Source organism: Klebsiella michiganensis (genome assembly GCA_000963575.1).
In the GTDB taxonomy this organism is placed as follows: Bacteria; Pseudomonadota; Gammaproteobacteria; order Enterobacterales; family Enterobacteriaceae; genus Cedecea; species Cedecea michiganensis_A.
Window position 1 is genome coordinate 3,478,323 of the sequence record CP011077.1, and the last position, 20,685, is coordinate 3,499,007.

Sequence of the window (20,685 nt, forward strand, 5' to 3'; positions counted from 1 at the left end):
GACGTTATGGACATGATCTACATGTTTAAGCAGGCGGTACTGATGGTGGTTGTGCTCTCCGCCCCGCCGCTGGTGGTGGCCGTGCTGGTGGGCATTGTGGTGTCCCTGCTGCAGGCGGTGTTTCAGCTCCAGGATCAGACCCTGCCCTTTGCCATCAAACTGGTCGCGGTTGGCACCACGCTGGCGCTGAGCGGCCGCTGGATTGGCCTGCAAATGGTGGAGCTGGCGCAGTCGGCCTTTACCATGATGGCCGCCTCCGGAACCCTGCGATGATTGCCGCCGAACTGACGCCGATATTCAACGGTATGCTGGGGCTCGGGCTGGCGATAGCCCGCATATACCCGTGCGTGCTGCTGACGCCGCTGTTTGCGTTCTCTGCTCTGAAAGGCATGATCCGCACGGCGGTTGTTGTCCCGCTGGCGCTGTTTGTCACGCCAACCATTGTGCCCATGCTGAGCCATGCCCCCCATACCCCGTGGGGGATTGTCGCCATGATGCTGAAAGAAGTGGTGCTGGGGATTTTTCTTGGTTACCTGTTGGCGCTTCCCTTCTGGCTGTTTGAGTCGGTGGGCGTGCTGTTTGATAACCAACGCGGGGCGCTCAGCGGCGGCCAGCTTAACCCGGCGCTGGGCGCAGACGAAACGCCGCTCGGCTACATGCTTTTGCAGTGGTCGATAATGGTGCTGGTAGTTAACTTTGGCCTTTCCCTGGCCACCCAGGTTATCTGGGACAGCTACCGGCTGTGGCCGGTGGACAGCTGGCTGCCCGACTTCCGCGAGCAGGGGTTCCTTGTGTTCCTCGGCCAGGTGAAGCAGATGTTTATCGACACCATTCTGTACGCCGGCCCGCTGGTGTTGCTCCTGCTGTTCCTCGATTTCGCCGTCGGCGTGCTCAGCATCTACAGCCCGCAGCTGCAGGCCACGGTGCTGACCGTGCCGCTGAAGTGCATCGCCGGGCTGCTGTTCTTTATCTTTTACCTGCCCACGCTGGAGTATTTCGCCGGCCACCAGTTCAGCAGCCTGCGCGATTTGATCCCGCACCTGGCGGATATTCTGCCCGCCCGTCAAACCACCTGGTAACGCCGCTTCGGAGGGTGCCAAGCCGTGAGTGAAAAAACAGAGAAGGCCAGCCCCCATAAACTTCAGGAGGCCCGCAAAAAAGGCCAAGTCAGCCAAAGCCAGGACATTCCCAAACTGCTGATTATGTTTGGCGTTTTGCAGCTTATTTTTTCCATGATGGAAGCCAGCATGGCGAAGCTGCAGGCGCTGATGCTGCTGCCGCTGATGCGCCTCAGCAGCCCCTTCAACCAGGCGTTAGGGGAAGTTGGCGGTGCCGCGCTGCTCACTGTCGGGGTGTTTTTTATGATGACGGTTGGCACCGTCATTCTGCTGCGCATCGCCGCCGGCTGGATCCAGTTTGGCCCGCTGTTTGCCATCGCCGCGCTGGCCCCGAAGCTTGAGGCGCTAAACCCGCTGAATAAATTCAAAGAGATGTTTTCGGTGAAGCAGTTTATTCAGATCCTCAACAGCCTGCTGAAGGCCATCACCCTTTCGGTGGTGTTCTGGCTGCTGATCAAGCCTCGCCTGTCGCAAATGGCCAATCTTTCAGGCGGCACGCTGGACGGCTTCTGGCATGCGGGCGTAGCGATCCTGGAAACCCTCGCCCACACCATCGTTGGCGTGATGCTGGTATTTTCGGTGGCCGACTTTGCGCTGCAGAAATACTTCTTCCTCAAGCAGAACCGCATGAGCCACGAGGACGTAAAAAACGAGTATAAGCAGATGGAGGGGGACCCACACACCAAGGGCCACCGCAAACACGTCGCCCATGAAATTCTCAATGCACCGGCAAAAAAAGTGACCCCGCAGGAGATGGAAAAAGCCGATGTTCTGCTGGTGAACCCGACGCACTTCGCCGTGGGGCTGCGCTATCTCCCGGACGAAACACCGCTGCCGGTGCTGCTGTTTAAAGCGCAGGACGAAGACGCCAAAGCGCTGATCAAACTGGCCCATGCCGCCAATATCCCGGTGGTTCGCTACGTCTGGCTCACCCGTAATCTTTACCGCACCACCGAAGAAGGCGCCTATATCCCACGCGATACGCTAAAAGCGGTGGCCGCTATTTACCGCCTGCTGCGCAAGCTTGAGGGCCGCCTGAAGGGCGAGACGATTGAGTTTGAGGAGTAACGGGGGGATCGCCTGTCGGCGAATACCCTCGATTATGCCAAGCCCGGCTAAGACTCCGTTCACTTCCAGCCCTGTATCATATGTCACCACCGAACCGGTGAACGTCTCAGGGGAGCCACCGTCGCTCCCCTAAGAACCCGGACTCCCGGCCAAATAAATCGACCGCTGAAGCGGCAGACCTCCGTTTTATCTCCCAGTCCTGGGTCGGCTGAGATGCGTTCCCTACGCTCTCAGCCTCCGGCCGTTCCCGACGTCCGGACCCTGGCCAGTCGGAGAGAAAACGGAGGCGATTTAAGCCGGAACCATGCCTCGCTTTTAACCCGCAGCCACACGGAACGTTATAGCCGCTTCAAGACTTACAGCCACGCCCTTGTTCCCGGCTCTCATCGCCCCCGGCTATGACCCAACTCAGGCGGGGTTGAGCTGTCGGGAACAGCGAAAGAGAGCGATCGTCGGGAACGAATCGCGAACGACCCCGAATGTTTGGGTGATAGCCGGTGGGTTTACCGCTTCAGCGGCGATGAGCTTGCCGGGCGCCGGGGGTGGTCAGGGGGCATGGCGTAATGCCACCTGACACGTTCACCGTGTCCGATGTCAACATATGAACTTGTACTTAAGGTGAACGGAACCCCACCCATATCAACATAATTGAACGTATTTGTGACTAAGAGACAGCTCTTAAAGTGAGAGTCGAATAATTTTTCTGCACTCGTATGCGCGAGCATGATCGAGACAAAAAAAGACCGGCCTCCACGCGATTAACGCAGAAAAACCGGTCAAACAGAGGGCGAAGAAGAGTTTCGCGAAACACGCGGGGTGAAGTTAGCCTGCACCACGCGTCAAAAAGAACATCTGTGGATGACTACACAATCCCTTAGGCCAGCGCGGCGCTTGCCAGGTTCATCAGCGCGCCGTGGTGATGCTTCAAGGCGTCCTTGATGATATTGCCGTTAAACAGCTGCGCATCGGCGTTCATCAGCAGGCTGGAAGAGCCGTTGCCCGGTGTCGTAGCGGAGCCAGGAATAGAGCCCCCCACCATGGAGGTTTTCAGATCGTTTTTCGCGGACTGGAAGGCTTTCAGCGAATCGCCGCTCAGCGGTTTGCTGTTTTTCAGCGCGTCTTCCCAGCTGGATGGGCCTTTCCCGATGTGCACCAGGCCCGGCATACCGGCACCCGCGCTCTGCGGCTTGCCGTAAATTTCCGGGTGCTGATCCATAAATTTACCGATTTCAGCGCGGGTCTCTTTCGAGCCGCCGTCAACTTTACCGCCGCCGCCCAACATGGCGCTCAGGCCGCTGGTGTCTGACTTCACGTCATCCAGCGCCTGCAGGCCCATTTTGCTGCCCAGCTGGCTGCCCATACTGTTACCCAGTTGGTTGAAGCTGTTTGCGCTGTTCGCGCTGGTGGTGGAGATCGGCAGCTGAACCAGGCCAATGCCGGTAGAAGGTGACTGCAGGCCGTTGCTCATGCCGCTGTTGAAAGCGTTCATGTTGCCCGCCCCCGCCAGGCTGTTGAACGGCGTGTTCTGTGAATTCACGCCCATTTGCTGGATAACCTGCTGGAGCATCTGCTGCATATTGCTCATCGCCAGCGTGTTGCCCATGCTCGCGCCGCCCTGACTCTGCGGAGACATAAAGGTGTTGTTATTGTTTCCGTTCATGCCGCCGGAGAACAGCAGGTTGGTCAGCCTGGAGGCAATGTCGTTCACCATCTGATCGCCAACGTTTTTCAACAGGTTAGCGGCCATACCTTCTGGGGTTGCGTTCAGCGCCATCTGCGGTAATGCAGTGGCCAGATTTAGCATATTTCCAATCGTACTCATTAGATTACCTCAACATGACTTCGGGGTTGATACAGGCGACCAGCCCTGCTGGGTCGCAGTATTAAGACGCCTGTTAAGTGAAAAGAAACCGGCTTCGGTTCCACAAAACTGCCTGACATCAGGAAAAAAATGCTTTTTTCAAAAGCAGGCGTGAAACAGCCACGCCCGCGAGCGCACTCAACGCACCGGCATCTGCGTGTAATCCTGCACACCGTTACGCATATCGTTCGGCCACCAGATGGTCAGGTGGTGGCTGTCCGACAGCGGGCGGCACGCCACGCTGTCACAGCCGTTATCATTGCGGGTAGCGCAGCCGCTGAGGACAAACGCCAGCGCCAGCAGTAATAAAATCGAAGGTTTCATCGTGACTCCTTAGTGCAGTACTGGGCGCGGCGGCAGGAGATAGCTGCGCGATCTTGATGCGTTCACCGGCAACGACGATGAAGAGGTCAGCAGCGACTGGCGGCTACGACGCCCTTCTCCCCGCGTGCGATAGGCGATATACACTTCTGCCGACTGGCCTGGCGCAAGGTTTCCACCCGGCCATGCGGCCACGGCCAGCACGTCATCATCGCGGCAGCTGGACTCGTCAAAGCGCTGCGGCTTGCCGCTGATATTGCGGATCAGCCCGACGCTGATTTGTATCGACGCATTGCTGTACCACTGGCTGTGGGAACTGTCTGATGAAAGCCCCGGCCCCACGTTGCACAGTTGGCCAATGCCCATACCTTCACCGCCCGCCTGGAACCCCGTAGGCACTTTGTCTTCCGCCAGATCCCGCATAGCGTTTTCGATATCACCTTTCATCGAGCTGTAGCGCTGACGGAGCTGGACCTCATTCATCGCCGCCGAGAGTTGCTGGCGATCCTGCTCGTCGATGTAGCGCGTCGGGTCCACCTGGTCACCCACCAGGTGCGGGGTGATGATGAACAAGCGCTCGCGCTGCGACGTCTCGTGGCTGGTGTAAGAGAAGAATTTCCCCAGGTAAGGAATGTCGCCGAGCAGAGGAATGCGGTGGTCGGTGTCACCGGTTTCGCGGGAGTGGAAGCCGCCCATCACCAGCGAGCCGTTCTGCTGAACCAGCGCCTGAGTGCTGACCGTGGCGCGCTTCGCGCCGGTTGCCACGCCGTCATCGTTGACCTGGACTTTGCCGTCTTCCACATCCACCACTAACTGCACCGTACTGGTTGGCCCATTGCCAATGGCGCGCGGCACCACCTGCAGGCTGGTTCCGGCGGTCACGGGTTCAATGGTCGCCACGCGTTCACCGGTCGCGGTAATAAAAGCGGTATCGCTCATGTCGATCACTGCGGGCTGGTTTTCCAGCGTCAGAATCGACGGGTTGGCAACGATGGAGGCGTTGCCCTCGCCTTCCATCGCCTGGATCTGGGCAAAGAAGCGGCTGTAGTCGGTCACGAATAGCGTGCCCGCCCCCTGCAGCATGGAAGAGCCCGCGGTGATATTGCCGAATGTGCCGCTGAGGTTGCTGGAGAACTTTGAAAACGCGTGGCGGTCGACATCAATAATCATGGCGTCGATTTCCACCAGCTTTTGCGGCACGTCAATCTGAGAGATCAGCGCCTGATACTGCTCGCGGCGTTTAGGATCGTCCCGGACCAGCAGGGCGTTGTTGCGCACATCGGCCGAGACCAGCGGGTTCATTTCCCCTTCGTCATCGCCGCCTGCGCCACGCATACGGCTGTCCTGGCCCTGAATCAGCCCGGAGAGAATGTTGTCCGATTGTTCCTGGAATGATTTGTTCAGGGCTTCACGCGAGCTGCCTTCTCCGCCGGGGACAATCCCTTGCGAAGAGCGGGTGCTCTTCTTGCCCAGTAATTCGTTGAGGATGGTTGCCACCCCGGGCACCAGCAGCGTTTTCTCACGGTATTTAATTTCGCGGTCGGCTACCGAGGCGTACTTCAGCGGGAACGCCATCATCTCTTTGTTCTGCTTTTTGTCTTTATCTTTGGCGCTAAAATCCGCCACCAGCGCGACGTACTCCGGCGGCCCGGTGACAATCACCACGCCGTCGTCCGGCAGCTCGCCGTAGCCGAATTTATCTTCCAGCAGCCCGACATCACGCAGCGCCTGCTTGAGATCCGGCGCGGCATCGGCCGAAACGCTGATGCGCTTCGAGGTTTCTGCCGACTGCGGGCTGACGAACAGCGAGCCGTTATAGACAAACCACTGGAAGCGGTACTGCAGCGCCAGGCGGTCGAGGAAGGCCACGCCGCTGTCGGAACGCAGGCGTCCGTCCACCACGCTGTCGGGCACATCTCCTAAACGCAGGTTCACGCCGTGGCTGCTGGCGAAATCCTGCAAGACGGTGCGCAGCGGCGTGCCCTGGGCAGAATAGGCATAGGCGCCATTTTGCCAGTCGGCAGGCGTTTGGGCGCTCACGGCTGCGCTGTAGCAGCCGGCGGTTGCGGCCAGGACGAACATGGCTGAGCGTAGTAAACGAACGTGCTGATTCAACGACTCACTCTCCTGTAATCGACGGCCAAATGAGGTAGCCGCCAGGGGGACAAACTGCGTTAAACAACGGCTTACGAATAAGCCGTCGACGGCATAACTAGTTGATAGAGTCGATAATCTCCTTGCTCAGGCTATGCTTGAGCGACCCCAGTTGGCTGTCGGTGAAGGTTGCTGCCGCCTCTTTCATCAGGGCGTTTTTAAATTCCACCATGTCACCCATGCTTGGCGCGGGCTGGCCGAGCGTGCTCTGCGCCAGCTCGGCAACCGAGTGGTGCAGACGGGACAGTTGGCTGTCGAGATTGCGCTGAATATCAAAGGAATTGCTCATACGTTTCTCCTCGCGTTGAAATCGCATGATAAGTGGCGGCAGAAAGGCGACGGTTCCCGTCGCGGGAAAATTAACTTCCAGGCGGGGACGTTTTTGCGACGGTTTAGCTGGCGAGGCGCAGCAAATGCTGCTGGAGCGAAGCCCAGCTAATGCTGAATTCGCCCTGGGCGGTTTGCAGCAGCAGCGTTTCGGCCGCCAGGGCGTCGTCGGCGCAGCGCGTCCAGCCTAACTGAGGGCGTGCGGCCAGCCAGCTTGCCAGCGGGGCTTCATACTGTGAGGGGTGAAAAAGCGTGACGTCCGTTGCTCGGGCGCTCGAATTCTGGAGCTGAGTCAGCAACGCCGTGAGTTTTTGCTGTTCGCTCAGGCCGCCAAACAGCTGTTCAAAAACGGCCGTAATGAGCGCCTGCGCCTGGCTGACAATCTCGGCACTTTGCGCCTCCCGCTCGGCCTGCCAGTCGCTAAAAAAGGGTTCGGCCCGCAGCCAGAAATCACGTTCGACTTCTTCACAGCGGCTGGCGGCCAGGCGTTCGGCGTCGGCCTGCGCCTCGGCGAGCATCTGTTCAGCCCGTAGGCGGGCTTCCTCCAGCAGGGCTTCACTCTTGAGCATAGCCTGTTCCACCAGGCTCTGCGCCTGCCGCTGGGCCTGCAAAGCGGAGTGAGGCAGCAGAACGCCTTCAATAACCTGGCTGTCCTCTTCTAAGGCGAGTTTACGGCCAATCCACATGCTTTATTGCTCCCGTGAAAAATCGTTCAGCGCTGGCGTTCGGGGCTGTTGAGCCTGCCAGATCGCACCGTCCCACAGCGCCTGCAGGCGATTTAGCGGCGGCACCGTTTCATCCACAAGCATCGCTTCACATCGCGCGATGACGGCCTGAGGAAAACTAAACCGCAGCCGCTGCCACGCCGCAGGCGTTATAATCGGACGCAGCAGGCAGAGCACCGCGAGGTTTGGCTCTTCGCTAAAACTAAGACTTGCGGGCAACCAGACGCCGGGGCGTAAACCTCGGGTCAGACGTTCGCACCACACCCGCTGAGGTTCAGTGAGCTGCCCTGCCCCGCTCCCTCGCTGGCAAACTTCGGCCACCAGCGCAAAAAGCGTTTCACGCTGGGCTAAGTCAAGCGTAACCAGGGCCAACAGGCGCGTGTCAGGCGTTTCCGGCAGGCATTCCTCCAGCACCAGCATGGCCGGTAGGGCCTGCGGCGACTTGAGCATCAGGCTCTGACGCCTCGCCTCGTCGAGGCTGAACCAGGGCAACCCGAACCAACTGGCATCCGCCTGCCGCCAGAATCCCTCCAGCCACCAGCGGAGCCAGTTCGCCGTCAGCGCACGATCCCAGGTAACCACCGGCGTTACCGACGCTCTGGGGGCACGACGGCCAGTTCAGTCGAGCCTGAATTTTTGCCGCGCTTCATCGCCTTTAATTTCGGTAAAAGGGTGAAAATACCGCCGAGCAGCAGTAACAGACCCATCAGCGAGAAGAACAGGGTTCTGACCGTGGCATACTGCGACAGCGTCAGCTGGAAAGGCCCTAAGGTCACCAGTTCCACGCGGTCGTGATAGGCCGCAGCGGGGACAAATACCACGGACAGCGCACCGTCATTTTTCCCCGAAAGCCCGGGAATACTCGCGGCTACCAGCCGGCGAATTCTCGGCTCAATGCTGTCGGGATCCATCTCCGGGGTGTATTTAATAAACACCGACGCCGAGGCGGGCTGCACCGGCTCACCGGGCGCCACGCGTTCAGGCAGGACAACGTTCACTCGAGCCACCACCACGCCATCAATTTGTGAAAGCGTAGATTCCAGCTCCTGAGAAAGCGCATAAATATAGCGAGCGCGCTCTTCGAGCGGGCTGGAAATAATGCCGTTTTTCTGGAATACCTCGCCCAGGTTAGTTCGCGCTTTATGCGGTAAACCATTGGCGTTAAGAATGCGGACGGAGCGTTCAATATTGTCCTGAGCCACCAGCACGGTCACGCCGGTTTTATCAATTTGCTTGTCGGCTTCAATTTTGTATTTCGACAGTTCAGAAATGATGTCATTGGCATCATTTTCCGTCAGGCCAGTGTTCAGAATGACCTGTGAGTCGCAGCCTGCCAGCAGCAGGACCAGCAGCCAGGGCTGCAGGATTTTTCGCCAGCGTCGTTGCATGATGGATTACTGCAGATTGGTCAGTTTATCGAGCCCCGAAATGCTCTTCGAGACTATCTTGGCGTTCATCATGCTCTCCAGGTAATAGTTAGAGAGCTGGTCATCCACCTGGTTAAGCACCAGTGGATCGGTGGAACGCGCGGCTTTACGCAGCACGTTATTCATCTGTTTCTGGTCGCCTTCCATTTGTTTGAACATGCCGGAGGCTTTTTCAAACATCGCGGCAGGTTTCCCCCCCACGCCACCCATAGCCGAGGCCGCTTCCGGCTGTTGCAACGCGGCTGAAAAGAAAGCGGCATCGCTTTGGGTCGCGACGTTGTTACCGAACGGGATGGAAGACTGAGCGGCCGGGCCGGATGCAACGCCCAAAGAGTCGGGTTCTGGCAAAGGCATACCTGTCGCAGGATTAAGAATGTGCATATGAGAGTTTCCGCCAGCAAAAGAAAAGATCAGGGATCCACGCCGGGGCGAATCCCTGATTAGCATTAGAAGGAAATTTTGTTCTGTGCCAGAGAACTGATCATAGTGGTGGCGGAGTTCTGGTAGCCGGACACGTAGGCGTTCTTACGGTCACGTTCAGCTTTGTCCAGAGAATCCTGCATTGATTTGTTTTCGATAGAGTCCATCTGAGACTGGAAGCTATCTGCCAGGCTGCTGCTTGCGCCTGCGTTGTTACCGGTGTTTACTGATGGCATGATGTTTACTCCTCGTTAATTAAACAGCAAATGTTGTGTCATTCACGGATTAAGTGGCGCGGCGTAAGCGGCAGTTCCAAAAAAACTTAAAAAATTAATTTTCCTTTTCAGTCAATGATTTAATTCTTTGATAGAGCGTTCTTCTTGGAATGCCCAGTTCATGTGCGGCGCTCACAACCCGATTTTCATGCCGGGATAGGCAATCTTCTATCAGGCTGTATTCGATCCGCCGCAGCCGCTCTCGCAGCCGCACGGAACGCATCTCCGGGTGCGAAACCTGTCCCAGGGCCGGCAGCCCCAGCACAAACCGTTCGGCCGCGCCTTTTAATTCACGAATATTCCCCGGCCAGCGGTGCATCAGCAGCGCTTCGCTAAGGTGCTGCGACATCGGCGGCAGCGCACGATTCAGCCGAACCGCCGATTCCTGCGCAAACCGGCGGAACAGCGGGATAATGCATTCCACACGCTCACGCAGCGCCGGAAGCGAAATTTTGACCGTCGTCAGGCGGAAGAAGAGATCCTGGCGGAACAGTTTTTGCTCCATGAGCTGAGCAAGAGGTTTTTGCGAGGCCACAATCACCCGCAGGTTAAGCGAAATAGACTGCGTGCTGCCCAGGCGCCCAACGGTGCGGGTTTCTAATACCCGCAGCAGCTTGGCCTGCAGGCTCAACGACATGCTGTCAATTTCATCCAGAAACAGTACGCCATTATTGGCGCTTTCTATGTAGCCGGCACGGGAGTGGGTCGCGCCGGTGTAGGCCCCCGCCGTCACGCCGAACAGTTCGCTTTCGGCCAGCGTTTCGGGGATCGCCGCGCAGTTAATCGGTACAAAAGCGCCACGACAGCCAGAATGGTCGTAAATACGGCGGGCAAAGGTGTCTTTGCCGGTGCCCGTTTCGCCTTCCAGCACCAAATCAACCTTTAGAGGGGCTAACGTTTGCAGCCAAATATCCAGCCCGTCGTGCACGTTTTCAGACGCGGGTAATGCGGCTGCCGACCGCGGCATATTCAAGTCGATATCGACAGGAATATGCTTTATCTCCCAATGATTCGAACTGTTTTCTTTCATAAATCCCCCGCTGCCTGGCTTATTCAAGGTCTGGCGTATGAGTCCCACTTATGAACCATAAACGTGAACCATAAAATGATTGCCGCCTGCCGCCGTGAGAAAATACGGTGGCACGCTAAATGAATGAGTTTTGTTTATGAGAAGCAGGGATAACCTATCACCGAGCTGCGGTTTCACAATCAGACAAAATTTTAGCCCCGCGTAGGGATATCCCTACAACGGAATACAGGTTTAACTGTTCCGATGTCTGGATAGCAGGCCATTTTTGTCGTGAAAAAAACCTCAGGGAATGTTGCTTACTGAGGTTAATTTCGTGAAGCCGACTGAAAAAAAATGTGGGTTTTGCTATATATGTCTAAATGTATTAATAAGAATCCAAATATTTTATTAATAAATTAAATAAATGATTTATAAGAATAAATTAATTAAAAACAGACAAGACTCTGGATTTTACTCATGTCCAGCCAAAAAAATGAAGTTTTGCCCGGCAGGCGTATGGCGACCGACGGATTCTCCGACAGCATTTCCTCACAATCGGCAAAGTCGATAATATATATTTACGATTATTTACACTGAAGCACCTTAACAGAAACACCCTTTTCTTTTTGAAATATATTTCACTTTTAGTATTTATGTTTAATTGGGAACATTCCTGGTCGTAGTTATTGCGATTAATCACGCCTTTTTAGCTTGTCAAAGAAATAAACTGCTTTGTAACTAAAATGCAGCCACCTCTTTTTAAAGAAGTGGCCGCAGAATTACTCCGTTTTGTAAAGTAACGGATAAAATTAAGGCATGGCTATCAGGCAAATTTCGCCATGTGGCTGTTCACTTCGTTAACGTAGTTAGGGTCACCCAAGGAGACGCTGGATAAGTTGTGGAGGTTCACCTGATCGTCGCCGGAGTTATAGGCGCGAAGCGCGGCATCATAGCTGCCGAATTTCTCTTTACCCTCTTTGAGCATCAACGCCGAGCACATGATCTGGTTAGCCGGGGAGTTCATGTCGCTGCCGAGTTTGTCCGGGTATTTGCTTTGCATCGCCCGGTAAGTGTCCGGGTTGATCTGGTTCATGCCGCTGTCGGTCAGGCCGTTGCCCGGGTTGGTGGATTTCGCATTCACGTCGCCACCGGACTCCTGCATCGTCAGCGCGGCTAAAAGTTTGGCCGGAACGCCGGTTTCTGCGGAAGCTTTTTCATATTCCCCCCCGAACTGGGAAACGATTTTTTGCAGCGTAGGATCGCTGGTTTTCAGGCTAGTGTCGCCGGGCGGCAGGCTATCCGCAGACGGCCCCGACGCACCCGCCGGCCCGCCAGAAGGCGCTGCTGCGAAGTTGTTCAACGGGCGGCCAGCATCTCCGGCACCATCGCTGCCGCTGCTGCCCATGCCAGAACCTGAGCCGGAGCCGGAACCAATGCCGCTCGCCGGCGAAGAGGAATCGTCATCCCCCTTACTTTGCCCGGTATTCATGTGGAAAAGCTGCATCAGCTCTTTCAGGAACTGCTGCAGCATCTGCTGAAGCTCCTGCATCATGCTGTCGGCGGAACCGCTGCTGCCGCTTGACGAAGCGTTCGCCGGGTTAGTTGCCGGGCTGTTGTTATTGGCCGGTGAGTCGCCAAAGTTGATCGCCGACGGCTTGTCCGCCGCCCCCGCATTGGCAAAATTCAGCGCCAGCGGAATCGCCAGCGTGTTCCCGCCGTTATTCAGCAGCAGTTTGGCGGTAACGCTGTTACTGCCGTTCTGCGAGTCCGGTGACGCCCCGTCCAGGCCTGGAAAATGGTTTTCCGGCAAAAGAGGTGAGAACCCACCCGGTCCTGATGATATCTGCATACAACACACTCCCCTAAGTGATACCCAGTAGCAATAACCGGCCGTCTCTTAACCTCGCAATGACGCTCAGTTTCGCCCACGTCCGGGATGTTCAACTGAGTGAGAGGCAGGGTCAAAGAGTTCCTGATGTGGCAAAAAATGGGGAACCCAGGCGCGTTTTTCGCCACACATTGCCAGTTAGAATGAAAGGAGATAACGCGATGCAGACTAAACAGTGGCGCTGGGGGCTTTTGCTGCTTAGCCTCCCGGCTCTCGCGCAGGCCGAATGCTTTACCCGCGTGGGACATGCCTTTGGGATATCCCCGGCATTGCTGGAGGCCATCGCCTGGAAAGAGTCAAAATTTAGCCTCTCTTCGGTAAACGCCGCCAACTCAAACCACACCGAAGACGTGTGCATGATGCAGGTGAACAGCGTGCATTTTGGTCGGCTGAAGCAGCTGGGCGTGACGCGCGACAATCTGCTGCACGACCCCTGTACCTGCATCGCTACCGGCGCGTGGGTTTTACACGGGCTGTTCCGCCAGTATGGCCGCTCCTGGAACACCGTCGGCATGTACAATACCGGCCCGTCGGAAAAGCGTCATCAGCTTCGCCAGCGGTATGCCGATGACGTTCAGCGCATATACAAAATTCTGCAAAAGCAGCAGCCCGCGCGGCGCGAAGAGGATCTTTTCGCCAGCAACACAGCTGCTGGCCAATAAAAAACCGGGATATTTCCCGGTTTTTTATTTCAGCCCATTTTAACGCGGCGCTGCCGTCTCCAGCAGCGAAGGCAGTTCGGTAATAAATGCCCTGACCTCCCCACTCTGGCTGATAAATGCGTTTAGCCAGGCCACAAACCGCTCTGCGTCGAGGACGGACATCTCACACTGGGTACACAGGCGCACCGCGTTGTTGCCATCGAGCGCCAGCCAGCAGCCGCGCATCGCGTTCATTTCAAAGTTCATCGCCAGCAGGTTCGGCAGCAGCGCCGCATCCTGCCCGGTCAGTTCCCCTACCCGGCAGTGCAGCACCACCGCGCTGCTCTCTGGCGGCAGTTCAATCACCGCGGCCTCTTGCTGCTGCGAATCCGTCAGCAGGCAAACCCCCTCTTCAAGGCGAAGCGAGATCTTTTGTTGTTTTCCCCAGGCATCAAGCCACTGTTGAAGTCGTTGCTGCATCGTCATTTCCTTATCCTCCTTTCACCATAAATCCTGCCTCAGCGGCATCTTTCAGCGCCGATTTCACCTCTTTTTCTGCCTGAGCGACGCCACCGTCCACGGTGTAGCTGAGCGGCGCGCTGTCGTCGTCGCCGTAGCTGAAGTTGATGGTGCCCAGGTTTTCATTCATCGACAGCGATACGCCGTTAGAGCCGCCGAGTAAAAATGACGGCGTGGAGAACCCATCGGATTTACTCTGCGTTTTGGTAAAGGCGATAGATTTCAGGCGCAGCTTGTCGCGGTCCTTAAGCAGGTCGACAATCGAGTCCTGAGTGACCGCGTGGTTTGCCCACTGGTCGGCTAGCTTCTCCCGCGGCTTGGTTTTCAGCTCAAGAGAGACCACCGCCTGGGCACTGCTGTTATCCTGCAGCCCCCGCAGAAGCGCTTTCAGTCGGTAATCCTCGCCCATCATCTGGGTAATGCGATCGGCGTTACTCGGCGAAAACTCGCCTTCCATAAAGTGGCGAACAAAGTGGAACAAACCGTTACTGTCGATGCGCGAAAGGTTCTTATAGGTTGACTGGTACTCCGCCTTATTCACCAGTTGCTGCTGGTTAAGCACGGCATTTTGCTGACGCACGGTTTGCTGTAGCGACTGCAGCGCCGCCTGGGGGCCGTTCCCCGTGAGCTCATGGTGCCGAGACGGCGGAATAAAGCGGGCAAAGTGGCTTTCCAGTTTACCCAGCCGCTCTCCTGCGGACATCGGCAAGCGCGGGGCCCCCTCCACCGGCGTGAGCTCATCCAGCAACTGGCGGCTGGGGAGATCGGTAAACTCGCCGCGTAGCCCGGTGATAAGCGCATCCACTTCGGCATTGCTCGGTTCCGGCAGCGTATTCTGCACGGAAAGCGAGTCGGCCTGCTGCTGCCGGGCGGTAAGCTGCTGCAGCGTATCAAGCAGCGGGCGGCGCGCCTTTGCGTTATCTGCAGGCGGATACCAGCGGGTGAAATGAGCATCCAGTTGGCTGAGTTTGTCGGCCACGGACATCGGCAGTTCCCCTTCTTTCGGCTCCTCTTTGAGTTTGGCCAGCAGCTGCGTGGAGGCGCTGTCGGTAAACTGTTTGCCCAGCGTGGTCATCAGTTTTTCCAGGTGAACGCCTTCCACCGGTTGCGCATTTTTTAAATCAACGGTAAGACTGTGCGTCGTCCGGTTATTGATCGACAGCTGCACGCTGGCTCCTACCCCGACGCCCACCGAGAAGGGATCTTTGTGCTTCGGCTGAATGGTGGTGCTGACCGGAATGGCAATGTTGGCCCCGGCGTTCATCTGGTTAAACGCCCTCAGGCGATGGTCGCTGTGGCTGACGCCCTGCCCTTCGGCGTTGCGGGAGTCGGTCCGCTCGCGGCTGCCTGCCAGCAGGTTAGTGTTGGCATAAACACCGCCGCCCAGGCGGGCGCTGGTAGGGAAATCTTTCTCGTGGCTGTCGGTAAACGGAAAGCCGACGCTCGCCAGCGCGGCCGCGTTGATGTCCACGCTGAAGCTCTGGGTCGCGCCGCTCTTCACGCTGTGGTTGGCCCCCCGGTTCAGAAACTCCAGCGGATCCAGCGTGCCGCTGCCCAGTTGTTCGATGAAACCAGGAATTTCGTGTTCTGCCAGTTCAAACGAGACGCCGTGCTGGGACTGAAGCTGCCCACCCAGCGTGACGCCACCGCCCAGGCGAACCCCCTGTGACAGCGGGTGTTTATGGTCGCCATCGAGGTAGACTTTGTGGGTTTTGTTGTAGTCAGTCAGGACGTTGTAACCGACGCCCACGATGCCGGTTGCCGAGACGGCACCGGTTCGTCCGAAGCTAACGTTAATCCCCGTATCGCCGCGAGAAAAACTCATGGTGTAGCCACGGTCAGCCCCCACTTTGCCGCCAACGCCCGCCACAACCTGAGTACCCGGCGCCACCGTCGCAGTCGCGGAAGCCCCATAGGTACGGCTGAATGCCAGGTTTTCGCCGCTCTCCAGAGAGAGCACGGTGGAAACCATTTTGTCCTGCATTTCGCGCTGGCTTTCCGCCTGCATCACGGTTTTGGTGTTGATGTTGACGCCGTGGTTTTCTTTACTGAACGCCTTCGTCATCGCCTTGATGGCGTCGTAGTTGGCCTCCAGCGATTTGTGGTTGCCGAAGCCCTGGGTGGTCACCGTTTTAATCACGTTCCCGCCCCATTCGCTGTCCCTCAGCCGGGCAACGTTGGCGGCAATTTCCGCCATTTTGGCCGACCGCTGAGGCTCGCTCAGCAGCGTGGCCTGCTGCAGATCATCCACCGAATCATGCAGGGATTTCAGCGCCAGCACGTCCAGCATCACCCTGGATTTCACCAGCCCGATATCGTCATGGATATCGCGCTGGCGCCCCATCGGCACCTGTTCTTTCTGATGGTTAAGGGTGATTTGCCGGGCCTCCAGCTCGGCAATAATCGCCCCCGCGTGGTTGCTTTTATCCGCAGGGAAGCGCCGCAGCAGTTCGCCCAGTTGCCCGGTAAGGTTATCCTGGCGGCTGCTAGACGGGTTCAGCGCCCCGCTGTGGCTATTGTTCAGGCCAAAGCGAGACGGTGTCGCCCCCTGCCGACGTTCATCGCGTACGCCATAGTGCTGGCCTATCTGCTCACAGTAATGCGTGCTGCTGTCCGACAACTGGCGTGCAAAGCTGCTCATCTCTTCCAGCAGCGCCTTTTCCTGCGGCTGCCACTGGCGCGCCGCTTCCCCGCTCATGGTCTCGAGGCGCTGGCTTAGGCCAGGGCGTGGGGCAGCTCTGGCCGGTTGCCGGGAGAGCGCCTTCAGCCGCTGGGTCAAATCCCCCTGCTGCTGGTAAACGTCCTTCAGTCCTTCACGCCCGGCGTAGCGGTGCTGAATAGAGTAAGCGGCGGTTTTTATCGGGCGCGGCCATTCCAGCGAGGGGCGGAAGGCAAACGTGCTCAGGCGGGTGCGGAACGAGGTTCGAACCTGTTTGCCGTCCTGTCCGGTCTGGCCAAGGAAGTTAACTTCGCGTTTGAAGGTGATCCCGGTGCCCGGTAAACGCCAGTCTTTTGACGCTTTAGTCAGGCGCTCGTAATTCTGTCGCGCCATGTTGGGCTCCGCCGCCGGCGCAGTCGCCGGTTCGCCTTTTTCCCAGGCCCCGGCCTTGAAGATAAACGTGTTGCCCTGCTTATCCAGCGCGCTGACTTGCCCTTTCGCCGAGGTTTGTAGCGCGCTGAGCTCAGGCTGGCTGCCGTCCTCATTTGCCGGCAAAACGGCCTTCGCTAATCCGTCGGTTTTGCCGCTGTTCCAGTGATTTTCCGGCAGGCTAAACAGGCTCCCCTCTTTGCTTAACAGCCAAAGCTGTTTGTCTTCCCCGAGGGCGAGATCGCTGACTTTTGCCGCATCTTCTTTCCCCGCGCTGCCGGGCACCAGCGTCTCAATTTTCTCCCGCAAGGCTGCCTGGCTTAGGGTCTGGGTGGCACGTTGATTGCGGCGAGTGGTGGTGTCTATGTGGTGGAAGCCGATATCGCCTTTTTCGTTCACCGCCAGATAGCGGCGGCTGTCGATCACCGTAAACGCCTGCGCCTTTTCCGCTTTGTCCAGCCCGGCCGTGGCCAGATCGGCGCTGACGCTTTTGATCACCTGTGGCAGCGCAAAAACGTTGCTGCCGTGGTCGACTTTGTTGCTGCTCAGGTTCACCTTGAGGCGCTTGAGTTCACCATCTTTCATCAGCCACGGCTGGCCGTCGAGGCCGCACTGCAGCTTGTCTGCTTTTTCGTCGGAAGCGGCCCACAGGCCGGTGGTTTCGTTGAAGTAATGCACTTTTCCGTCGTGCAAAGCCAGCTTGCCGAGCCGCCCGAGATCCACCACATCCTGGGCGGCAGGCGTGACCTGCGGCAGGCCTTTTTGGTAGTCCAGCACCATGCTGTCGCTAAGGTTCCAGCTGCTTTGCGGCTTCAGATCGCCGCCGTGCCAGTGGAAGGTGATGGCGTGCTTTTGGTCGTACTTATCCTTGACGATAAGGTGCAGCCGGTCGGTTTCGTCGGCCAGCATATCTTCAATTTTCGCATCTTCCTCAACCGTCGCGGTAACGTATTGCGTGATGTTATCCAGCAGCGGTTTATGCCGCGCATCCCCGAAGGTTAGCCCCGTGCTGTGTTCGTCGGGTTTGTCACCGCAGAGCAGCCGGCCATTGTTGTCCAGGGCAAACAGCAGCGGGCCATGCAGGGCCGTTTTTTTCAGCGTCATGTTTTCAGGCAGCGTCAGCGTCCTGGGCTGAGGATCGGTCGCCGCCAGGTTGGCGACCCAGGCCACCTGCGGCTTCTTCTCATCATCACTCATCAACACCAGGGCATCGCGCTTCGGGCCCACCGCATAGTGGTCGATTTTGTGCTCAAAATTGACTTTGATCGTGTCGCCGACGGCGCTGCCAAGCTGTTTGTCGTCATTCACCCGCCATAGCATGCCGTCGCTCTGGCGCGACAGGGAGGAGAGCTTGTCGTCCTCGCCGGAAAGCGATTGCCAGGCATTGGCGGCGCTGTCAAAACTGTAGAGTTTTTTGTCGTGCAGGCGGTAGCGCGTGCCGTCGCCGTCGGTGACGCTGTCCGTCAGGCGGTCGCGGATACCCGTTTCCGGCAGGCGTACTTTCTCCCCGCCAATATCGACGGTCTGGCGATCGTGCCAGGAAAGATGCTGCCCGGCAGGCTCCAGGCTTTGGCGGCGCATAAATCCCCGATGGGGCTGGTGTACTTCTCGCCACTCTATTTTTTGCTGGCTGTGGCTGATGGCGATAAAAGCGCCGGGCTGGCTGCGCAGCGTCATCAGTCGCCCCTCTTTATCCAGCAATACATGCTGATGGCCGTCGTCGCTGGCCAGATGGTTTTGGTAACGCAGGCGATCGTGACCGATAGTTTTTTCCATCAGGGCGTGCAGAGGTGCGGACGTGGCGGGCGTCTCAATGTCGAGACGCCCTTTTTTATCGAGCGACAGCCGGGTTTCCAGCAGCATGTTCTTTTCAGGCTCAATCTCCGGCGGCAGTTCGGCAAAGTGGCTACCGGGCGTCCCCACCTCATTACTGGGGATGGCGTTCGGGTCAGAAACATCCGGCTGGCTGTAAACGCTGGCGGAGCTGGCGCTGGGCTGGCTGTAGAGGCTTGGACTGGTGGCGCGTGAAGCATTCGCGCTGGCCTGACTATAGAGACTCGGGCTGCTGGCGCGCGATGCACTTGCCGTGACGGGAACCGTAATTTGCGCGGCGTCTTGTCCGCCGCGGTGCCGCCCTAAAAAACGGCTGAACATCCCTTTTTGCGAGGTCTGCGTGTTTGCCGCACTTTGCCTTAGCCCACCGGGGGCCGGCGTAGCGCCAGACTCGGCGTGCAGCGATCCTGACGCGGTTTGCGTGGGTGGAGCCTTGCCTTGTTTTATCGCTGAGGCGCGTGACCGCCCCTGCTGTAAATCGGTAATTTCACGGTCGCTGATAGCTCGCCCTGGCTTGATAAAAGCCGATATTCCTAATCCCATGCTGTTACCCCTTAACAGTCAAACACGTTCTCCGCTTAGTCAGTGGCAGGAATTCGGTTCCGGTTCCAGGCTAAATTTTCTTTAACCCTGTGTAAAACCTGATAAAACCAGACGCAGCAAGGGCTACAAGCCATTTTACCGTTAAAATAAAATCAGAAAAAACCGATAGCCCCGCCGTTTTAAGGCTGGAGAAAAAGCGGGAATGTCGCGGCAGATTGACCCATGACAAGGTCGGCGAAAGGCGTCGCTCTCTATAATCGGCCTCCTTCCGCACAGGGGTAAATAACCGTGGATTATCAACTCAATTTCAACTGGCCAGAGTTTATGGAAACTTACTGGCAGAAAAAGCCGGTGGTGCTCAAAAACGCGCTGCCTAACTTTGTCGATCCTATTACGCCCGACGAGCTTGCCGGTCTGGCGATGGAGAACGAAGTCGACAGCAGGCTGGTCAGTTTTAAAGACGGGAAGTGGCACGCCAGTAACGGCCCCTTCGAACACTTTGATAATCTCGGCGACACCGGCTGGTCGCTGCTGGCCCAGGCCGTTAACCACTGGCACGAACCCGCCGCCGCGCTGGTGCGCCCTTTCCGCGTGTTGCCGGACTGGCGTTTAGACGACCTGATGATCTCGTTTTCCGTACCGGGGGGCGGCGTTGGCCCGCATATTGACAACTATGACGTGTTTATTATCCAGGGCATGGGCAGCCGCCGCTGGCGCGTGGGTGATAAACTGCCGCTGAAGCAGTTTTGCCCGCACCCGGCGCTGCTGCACGTTGAGCCGTTCACGCCGATTATCGACGAAGATTTAGCCCCCGGAGATATCCTCTACATTCCACCGGGCTTCCCGCACGACGGCTTTACCCATGAAACTGCCCTGAACTATTCAGTGGGCTTCCGCGGGCCGAACAGCCGCGATTTAATCAGCAGTTTTGCCGATTATGTGCTGGAAAATGACCTCGGCGGCGATCACTACAGCGACCCGGATCTGACCTGCCGGGCAAACCCGGGCAAGGTTGAAAGTTATGAGCTGGAACGCCTGCGCAGCATGATGACGGCGTTGATTAGCCAGCCGGAAGCGTTCAATCAGTGGTTCGGCAGTTTTGTGACCACGCCGCGACATGAGCTGGATATTGCCTCCGCAGAGCCGCCTTACGAGCCGGAGGAAGTGGCCGCCGCGCTGGCTGGCGGAGAAGAGCTGGTTCGCCTGAGCGGGCTTCGGGTACTACAGGTTGGCGAGCATTTCTTCGTCAATAGCGAACCGCTGGAAGTCACCGATCGGGCTGCGGCCGTGGCAATGTGCCGCTATACCCGGCTGACAAAAACGGAACTGGGTGCAGCCGCTGAGGATAACGAATTCATCCGCTAGCTGACGGGGCTGATTAACCAGGGATACTGGTACTTCGAAGATTAAACCCACCCGCCAGAAAACCCGGCCCCCTCAGGCCGGGTGAGCGGAACCTAATCCGCCC

General features: G+C 57.6%; 18 protein-coding genes. 5 read left to right on the top strand and 13 right to left on the bottom strand.

Annotated features, from left to right (window positions below; genetic code table 11):
- Positions 1-6 precede the first annotated feature (6 nt).
- From VW41_16020 to VW41_16030, 3 genes are read left to right on the top strand one after another with little or no spacing between them, the layout of a single operon-like run.
- Positions 7-273 (top strand): type III secretory protein EscS, encoded by a 267-nt coding sequence (locus tag VW41_16020; GenBank protein ID AJZ90421.1) that lies wholly within the window; start codon positions 7-9, stop codon positions 271-273.
- Entirely contained in the window at positions 273-1,079 is an 807-nt protein-coding gene (locus VW41_16025; GenBank protein ID AJZ92005.1) for a type III secretion system protein, read from the top strand. Before VW41_16020 ends, VW41_16025 begins: the two co-directional genes overlap by 1 nt.
- Before the next feature lie 24 nt (positions 1,080-1,103).
- Complete coding sequence (locus VW41_16030; GenBank protein ID AJZ90422.1) at positions 1,104-2,186, top strand: type III secretion system protein; 1,083 nt, start codon at positions 1,104-1,106, stop codon at positions 2,184-2,186.
- Positions 2,187-3,060: 874 nt separating this feature from the next.
- Here VW41_16030 and VW41_16035 read toward each other — a convergent pair.
- From VW41_16035 to VW41_16085, 11 genes are all read right to left on the bottom strand, one after another.
- On the bottom strand, positions 3,061-4,008 hold the full coding sequence (locus VW41_16035; protein AJZ90423.1) for a type III secretion protein: 948 nt from the start codon (positions 4,006-4,008) through the stop codon (positions 3,061-3,063).
- Between the two features lie 177 nt (positions 4,009-4,185).
- Positions 4,186-4,371, bottom strand: coding sequence for a type III secretion protein HrpT (locus VW41_16040; protein ID AJZ90424.1), 186 nt, complete (start codon positions 4,369-4,371; stop codon positions 4,186-4,188).
- 9 nt (positions 4,372-4,380) lie between these two features.
- Positions 4,381-6,450 carry a secretin gene (locus tag VW41_16045; protein AJZ92006.1) on the bottom strand — a complete coding sequence of 690 codons (2,070 nt, stop codon included), beginning with the start codon at positions 6,448-6,450 and terminating at the stop codon, positions 4,381-4,383.
- Positions 6,451-6,580: 130 nt separating this feature from the next.
- Positions 6,581-6,811, bottom strand: coding sequence for a type III secretion protein HrpF (locus tag VW41_16050; GenBank protein AJZ90425.1), 231 nt, complete (start codon positions 6,809-6,811; stop codon positions 6,581-6,583).
- Between the two features lie 103 nt (positions 6,812-6,914).
- Positions 6,915-7,535 (bottom strand): type III secretion protein HrpE, encoded by a 621-nt coding sequence (locus VW41_16055; protein AJZ90426.1) that lies wholly within the window; start codon positions 7,533-7,535, stop codon positions 6,915-6,917.
- 3 nt (positions 7,536-7,538) lie between these two features.
- Entirely contained in the window at positions 7,539-8,156 is a 618-nt protein-coding gene (locus VW41_16060; GenBank protein ID AJZ90427.1) for a type III secretion protein HrpD, read from the bottom strand.
- 5 nt (positions 8,157-8,161) lie between these two features.
- Complete coding sequence (locus VW41_16065; GenBank protein ID AJZ90428.1) at positions 8,162-8,962, bottom strand: type III secretion protein; 801 nt, start codon at positions 8,960-8,962, stop codon at positions 8,162-8,164.
- A gap of 6 nt (positions 8,963-8,968) precedes the next feature.
- Positions 8,969-9,295, bottom strand: a complete 327-nt coding sequence (locus VW41_16070) for a type III secretion system protein (GenBank protein ID AJZ92007.1) — start codon at positions 9,293-9,295, stop codon at positions 8,969-8,971.
- A 152-nt stretch (positions 9,296-9,447) separates the two neighbouring features.
- The gene (locus VW41_16075; GenBank protein ID AJZ90429.1) at positions 9,448-9,657 is read right to left on the bottom strand and encodes a hypothetical protein; all 210 of its coding nucleotides are present in this window, start codon (positions 9,655-9,657) and stop codon (positions 9,448-9,450) included.
- A 94-nt stretch (positions 9,658-9,751) separates the two neighbouring features.
- Complete coding sequence (locus VW41_16080) at positions 9,752-10,726, bottom strand: ATPase AAA (protein ID AJZ90430.1); 975 nt, start codon at positions 10,724-10,726, stop codon at positions 9,752-9,754.
- Positions 10,727-11,528: 802 nt separating this feature from the next.
- Entirely contained in the window at positions 11,529-12,554 is a 1,026-nt protein-coding gene (locus VW41_16085) for a transglycosylase SLT domain protein (protein AJZ90431.1), read from the bottom strand.
- A gap of 200 nt (positions 12,555-12,754) precedes the next feature.
- Here VW41_16085 and VW41_16090 point away from each other — a divergent pair, with 200 nt between their 5' ends.
- Positions 12,755-13,255, top strand: a complete 501-nt coding sequence (locus tag VW41_16090) for a lytic transglycosylase (GenBank protein AJZ90432.1) — start codon at positions 12,755-12,757, stop codon at positions 13,253-13,255.
- Positions 13,256-13,294: 39 nt separating this feature from the next.
- On the opposite strand, the gene VW41_16095 is transcribed toward VW41_16090, so the two are convergent.
- Together VW41_16095 and VW41_16100 are read right to left on the bottom strand one after the other, a co-directional pair.
- Positions 13,295-13,720 carry a DspF/AvrF protein gene (locus tag VW41_16095; protein ID AJZ90433.1) on the bottom strand — a complete coding sequence of 142 codons (426 nt, stop codon included), beginning with the start codon at positions 13,718-13,720 and terminating at the stop codon, positions 13,295-13,297.
- Positions 13,721-13,724: 4 nt separating this feature from the next.
- Complete coding sequence (locus tag VW41_16100; protein ID AJZ90434.1) at positions 13,725-18,995, bottom strand: type III effector protein; 5,271 nt, start codon at positions 18,993-18,995, stop codon at positions 13,725-13,727.
- A 510-nt stretch (positions 18,996-19,505) separates the two neighbouring features.
- Here VW41_16100 and VW41_16105 point away from each other — a divergent pair.
- On the top strand, positions 19,506-20,582 hold the full coding sequence (locus VW41_16105; protein AJZ90435.1) for a 50S ribosomal protein L16 arginine hydroxylase: 1,077 nt from the start codon (positions 19,506-19,508) through the stop codon (positions 20,580-20,582).
- Positions 20,583-20,685: the final 103 nt, after the last annotated feature.